This window comes from Actinoplanes sp. NPDC051411, from assembly GCF_040682075.1.
Taxonomy (GTDB): domain Bacteria; phylum Actinomycetota; class Actinomycetes; order Mycobacteriales; family Micromonosporaceae; genus Actinoplanes.
Window position 1 is genome coordinate 21,638 of sequence record NZ_JBFBAD010000129.1, and the last position, 6,189, is coordinate 27,826.

General features: G+C 74.5%; 2 protein-coding genes. One reads left to right on the forward strand and one right to left on the reverse strand.

All coding sequences use genetic code 11. The features are described from left to right. Nucleotides 1-113: 113 nt before the first annotated feature. Nucleotides 114-1,490 (forward strand): right-handed parallel beta-helix repeat-containing protein, encoded by a 1,377-nt coding sequence (locus tag AB0M88_RS43320; RefSeq protein ID WP_364112313.1) that lies wholly within the window; start codon nucleotides 114-116, stop codon nucleotides 1,488-1,490. Between the two features lie 7 nt (nucleotides 1,491-1,497). Here the strand turns inward: AB0M88_RS43320 and AB0M88_RS43325 are convergent, their stop codons facing one another. Then, complete coding sequence (locus tag AB0M88_RS43325; protein WP_364112315.1) at nucleotides 1,498-6,120, reverse strand: diguanylate cyclase; 4,623 nt, start codon at nucleotides 6,118-6,120, stop codon at nucleotides 1,498-1,500. Nucleotides 6,121-6,189: the final 69 nt, after the last annotated feature.

Genomic DNA, 6,189 nt, shown 5'->3' on the forward strand with positions numbered 1-6,189 from the left:
CGGCGGGCGCCTCCGCGATCTTCCCGCAATCACTTTCCGCCGCAATAAGTGATTGAAACGCGCACCGGAAATTGCACGTTTGCGTTATTGCCGAATAAGCGCGACAGTGCGTCATGCGTCTTCGCCGAACGGTTTCCATTGTCGCCGCGGCCGCCCTCTGCGGTCCCGGTGTGCCGGCCCGGTCGCCGGCGATTCTCTACGTCTCCCCCGGCGGCTCCGACCACGCGAGCGGCACCGCCTCCCACCCGCTGAGGACCCCCCAGGCCGCAGTCGACCGGCTGGGCCGTCCGGGCGGCACCGTGCAGTTGGCCGGAGGGCGTTACCTCGGGCAGCGCATCGTGCTGACCGGCCGCTCGCACGTCACCGTGCGGGCCGCCGCCGGCTCGGCGCCGGTGCTCGACGGCACCGGCCTCACGGTGCCCGACGACCAGAGCGGAATGGTGGAGATCCACGACAGCTCCGCGATCACCATTTCCGGGCTGACCATCACCGGATATCGCACCCGGTCCCTTTCGGCCGTGCCGATCGGCATTTTCGTGAGCGGATCCGGGCATTCCATCCGGCTCACTCACAATCACGTCCATCATCTCGGCAACGACAACGGCACCCTCGGCAGTTTCGACATCAACGCCCACGGCATCGCCGTCTACGGCACCGACCCGGCCGCCTCGCTCTCCGACATCCGGGTCGACGGCAACGAGCTCGACCATCTGGTGCTCGGGGCGAGCGAGACGCTGGTGCTGAACGGCAACGTCGACGGCTGGTCGGTCACCGGCAACGTCATCCACGACGACAACAACATCGGCATCGACGCGATCGGCTTCGAGGACACCATCTCCGGGGCGGCCCGGTTCACCGAGGTCAACCGGGCCCGCCACGGGGTGATCGCCGGCAATCACGTGTCCCGCATCATCAGCGCGGGCAACCCGGCCTACTGGGAGGACGGGTCGTGGTGCGACTGCGCCGACGGCATCTACGTCGACGGCGGCACCGCCATCACCATCGCCGGCAACCGGGTCGACGCCTCGGACATCGGCATTGAGGCCGCCTCCGAGTGGAAACAGGGCCGCACCAACGCCATCACGATCACCGGCAACACCGTCACCGGCAGCGGCTACACCAGCCTGGCGCTCGGCGGCTACGACCAGCACCGCGGCGAGGCGTACGACATCACGGTCTCCGGCAACGTGCTGCACGGCGGGTCACCGGCGATGCTCCTGCAGTACTACATCCACGACACCACGATCACCGGCAACGCCATCACCGCGACCGAGGCCGGGGCCGACCTGATCGACCGCGACAAGCCGGCCGGCACCGCGGCCCAGAACGCCCACCTGGTCCTCGACCACAACCGGTACGCCGGTCCCGCCAAGCCGGGCCACGAGCTCTACCTGTGGAACGACGTCACGTACCACGGGCTGGCCGCTTACCAGGCGGCGAGCGGCGAGGACCACTCCAGCACCTACACGCTCGTGGCGGACCCCCGGTAGCCCGGAGTCAGACCTCGACCACCTTGTTGCGGCCGGACTCCTTCGCCTGGTAGAGGGCGTGGTCGGCCCGGGCCAGGAGGTGGTCGAGGGTGCCGTCGCCCGGGTTCAGGCCGGCCAGGCCGACGCTGATCGTGACCGGGATCGGGCCGGCCGCCGTCGTGACCGGGACCGCCGCCACCGCCGCGCGCATGCGCTCGGCCAGGGCGCGGGCGTCGCCCCCGTGGTCGGGCAGGACGACCGCGAACTCCTCGCCGCCGTAGCGGCCCAGCACGTCGGCCTGGCGGACCGCCGCCCGGATCCGGGACGCGACCGCGCGGATCACCTCGTCGCCGACGCCGTGGCCGTACGTGTCGTTGATGTTCTTGAACTTGTCGATGTCGAGCATCGCCGCCGCCAGGTCGTGCCGGCCCCGGTCGGCCGCGACGACCAGGGCGCCCGCGATCGCGTAGAAGTGGCGGCGGTTGTGCTGCCCGGTCAGCTCGTCCGTGGTCGCCAGCTCCTGCACCCGGCTGAACAGGCGCGCGTTGTCGTACGCGCTCATCCCCTGGGTGGCCAGCGCCGCCGCGACCTGCACCGCGCCGTCGTCGAACGCCGGGGCGCCGAGCAGCACGACACCGGCCGGCCCGTCCCGGTGGAACAGCGGCACCGCGAACGCGACCGCCGCCGGCCCCAGGACCGCGGGCACCGAGTCGAGCACCGTCGGGGTGAGGACCGTACGCAAAGAGAGCCGGCGGCCGAGGCCGGTCGCCGCCCCGGCGACCTCGACCACCTCGGAGCCCACGACGAGGCATCCGGAATCGGCCGAGACCCGGGCGACCAGCGTCGCGAACAGCCGGCGCAACAGCAGGGCGGGATCGTGGATCGCGCTCAGCTCGGCCAGGCTCGACCGCAGCGTCTCGGCGAACGCCTGCTGCTGCCGCGCCGCCTGCACGGCCAGGTGCAGCTGGGCCGCCCGGGCGGTCTCCAGCGACACCGCGACGTGCCCGACCACCGCGGTCAGCACCTCGACGTCGTCGTCGGTGAAGATGCCGCGGGCGAGCCGGCTGTCGAGGTAGACGACGCCGACCGTGGTGCCCTTGAAGCGGACCGGCGCGACCAGGATGCTGCGCAGGCCGTGCACCACCGCGGAGCGGGAGCCGAGGGCCGCCCCCTGCTCGGTGCCGGTCAGCACCAGGGCCTCGCCGCTCTCGGCCACCCGGTCGACCAGGGTCGCGCCGTACGCGGTCTGCTGCTGCAGATCGGCGCCGCCGGCGCCCCGCCCGGCGTAGTGGACCGGCCGGCCCGCGTCGTCGAGGAGGAAGAACAGCGCGCGTTCGGCGCCGAGGATGCCCAGCATCTCGTCGAGGGCGACCCGGGCCAGTTCCTGCGGGTCGAGGATCCTCGCCGCCGCCGCCCCGACCTGCTGCAGGGCTTCGAGCCGCCGGTTGCGCCCGGCGTCGGCGCGCCGCTCGACGTTGGTGCGCCGGTTGGAGAGCCCGGTGTCGTCGACCGCGAACTCGGCCCGGATCTGCCGCCGGCGCTGCTCCCAGCCGTAGTTGGTGGCCAGCAGCAGGCCGTAGCGGGCCTGCCGCTCGGCCTCGTTGCCCAGCCCGAGCCCGCGGAACGCCCGGGCCCGGAACCGCGCCACCTCGAAGTGGATGATCGGCGCGTCGGTGCGGCGGGCGATCGGCTCGACCCGGTCGGCCCAGTCCAGCGCGGCCTGGAAGTCGCCGGTCAGCTGGGCCAGCGCGGCCTCGCCGATCAGGTACGCGGCGTCGAGCAGGGGCGAGGATTTGCGTACGCGTCGCAGATCCCGGACCGCGCGGCGGGCCGCCTCGATCGCCTCCGGCCGTTGTTCGTCGGTGGCCAGCCGCAGCTGGGCCATCCGGCCGTGGGACTGGAAGGCGTAGAACCACTTCATCTGGGTCATCAGCTCGCGCGGCTTGAGCCCGAGAGCGCGGAAGTCGGCGACCAGCGCCTCGAACGGCGCCCCTATCTCCCCCTGCTCGATCGCCGCGCAGGCGGCCGCGGTCAGCAGGTGGGCCCGGTGGGCCGGCGTCGCGCCGTCGCCGAGCGCGGCCAGCCCGGTCGCGGCCTCGGCGTGCTGCCCCTCGATCGCCGCGATCATCACGCCGAGCATGCTGAACGAGCTGCCGGCGGCCAGGCGGGGATCGGGCAGCCGGCGGAGTCCGCGCTCGTATTCGGCCCGCGCCTGAGCGGTGTAGCCGCGCAGCAGCAGCCGCAGTCCGACGGTCGCGTGCCCGGGGATCAGCTGGGCCGGCGCGAACCACCGCTCGTGCTTGGTGATCGTGTGTTCCCAGGCGCTTCCGTCGTCGTGCCCGCCGAAGAGCATGGCGCAGCCGCGCAGCCATTCCGCGTAGGCGGCCAGCGCCGGGTCGCCCAGCTGACCGGCGACCGCGGACGAGCGGTCGAGGCAACGCAGCGCGGTCCGGCGCAGCTTGATCATCGCCGCGAAGTAGCCGACCAGCGCATAGACCCGGACGTATTCGGGGCCCGGGCCGAGCCGGTTGACCGCGTAGAGCGCCCGCATCGCGAGCAGGCCGGCCTCGCGCAGGCGCAGACCCAGGCCGGCGGCATAGCCGCCGGCGTCAAGAATGGCGGCGAGGGCGGCGAGCTCATCGCGCCGGGCACCCTTGGCGGTTCCCCAGCCGATTTTCGTACGGCGTACGAGCGCACCGGCCGCGGCGATGCTCAACGTCGTGATCACCAGCAGCAACGGGTTGCCGGGCAGCGGGTGGCGCAGCTCGGCCAGGGCGGCACCGGTCGATTCCAGTGCGCTCTCGGTGTCCCAGAGGGTGTGCCGGAGCTCGATCCGGGTGGCCAGCAGGCGCGCCCGTTCGCGGTGGTCGGTTTCGGCGTCGAGGGCCCGGTCGAGCGTTTCGGCCGACTCCTGGTACCGGGCCGAACGCAGATAGGCGACGGCCAGCGGGTGCAGCACCTCGGTCGACGGGCCGGCGCCGAGCAGATAGCCGACCGCGTCGGCCGGGGCGCGGTCGTCGAGCGCCCTCAGGCCGGCCGCCAGCGCGCTCCGGTGCCGGTCGGCCTCCGGCGCCGCGCTACCGGCGCGCCGGTAGTGGCGGGCCACCGCGTAGACGTGATCGGCGTCGTTTAGGGCCGGCGGCAGCTCTTCGAGCGCGTGGGCCAGTGCGGCGTGCAGCTCGCGGAGGCGGGCGGCCGGGACCGCTTCGAGCAGGGTCTCGCGCAGCAGCGGGTGCATGAAGACGAACCAGCCGCCGGGCCGCGCCTCGACGACCCGCCGGTCGACCGCGGCCGCCACCGCGGCGACGACGTCATCGGCGCCGCTCCCCCCGGACCCGGTCAGCGTGTCGCAGCTGCTCACGACGCTGATCAGGGTGTCGGCGCCCTTGGCGGCCCCGATCAGGGTGTCGCTGCTCCTCGCGGCCCCGATCAGGGTTTCGATGCGGAAGCGGTCGCCGGCCACGGCGGCGGTCAGGAGGTGCTGGCACGTACCGTCGGGCAGCCGGGCGAGACGCGCCGAGAGCAGCTCGCGGACGTCGTCGGCCGCGGGCAGGGCATCCGCGCCGGCCACGTTCAGCATCCAGGTGCCCCACATCGGGGTGAGCAGGCCGGCGTCGATCAGCCGCAGCAGGTAGGCGACGACGGCGAACGGCGACCCGTCGGTGCGGGCCGAGACGTGGCCGGTCAGCTCCGCGGTGACCGAGGCACCCGGAAGACGGCCGGCGATCAGCTCGTCGACGGCGGCCCGGTCGAGCGGGCCGCACTCCACCACCTCGACCCGGGACCGGCCGGGCGAGCCGCCCCCGGCCACCTTCTCCGCCGCCCCGCCGAGCGAGCCGGCTTCCGCGACCTCATCCACGGCCCGGCCGGGCGAGCCGGCCTCATCCGCGGCCCGGCCGGGCGAGCCGGCCTCATCCGCGGCCCGGCCGGGCGATCCGGCCTCATCCGCGGCCCGGCCGGGCGAGCCGGTCTCCGTCCCGGCGAGCGGGTCGCCGTCGAGCGCCGTCAGCAGGACGAGCATCGGCACGGTGGGCAGGTCCGCGTCGAGGAGCGCGAGCACCTGCCGGCTTCCCGGGTCGAGCCGGCCGGCGTCGTCGAGCACGAGCAGCAGGCCGTCCGAGCGCCGGGCCAGCTCGGCCAGGAACACCGCGACCGCCGCGAACACGTGCTCGTCGCGTACCTCGCCGAGCGCGACCGCCGCGTCACCGAGCAGCTCGCCGAGCCTTGTCGAGAGCCGCCCGACCAGCGCCGGGCCGGCCGCCACCGCGGCCTCGCGGACCGCGTCGGCAACGACCGCGCGCCGCGCCCCGGGCAGGGCCGCGGCCCCCCGCAGGTAGCCGTCGACCGCCTCGCGCAGCGCGGCCAGTGGCAGCGGCTCGTCGGCCCGGCAGGTCGCCCACAACACCGCGCCGCCCGGACGATCGCCCGCGCGCGCCGGACCGCCCGGACGGTCGCCCGCGTACGCCGGGCCGGCGGCGAGCGCGGCCACCTCCTCGGCGAGGCGGGTGCGGCCCGAACCGGACGGGCCGCGGAGCACCGCCGTACCCCCGAAACCGCGACGGGCGGTCGCCCAGCGCGACCCCAGTCTTTCGATCTCGGCGGCGCGGCCGCCGATCGGCCCCCGGGCCGCCCCCGGTGGCCCCCCGGCCACGCCGCCCGGGCGGTGACCCCGGTCGGGGAGGGGGGGGGCGGGGGCCAGGGTGCGGGCGGCGGGGGCCGT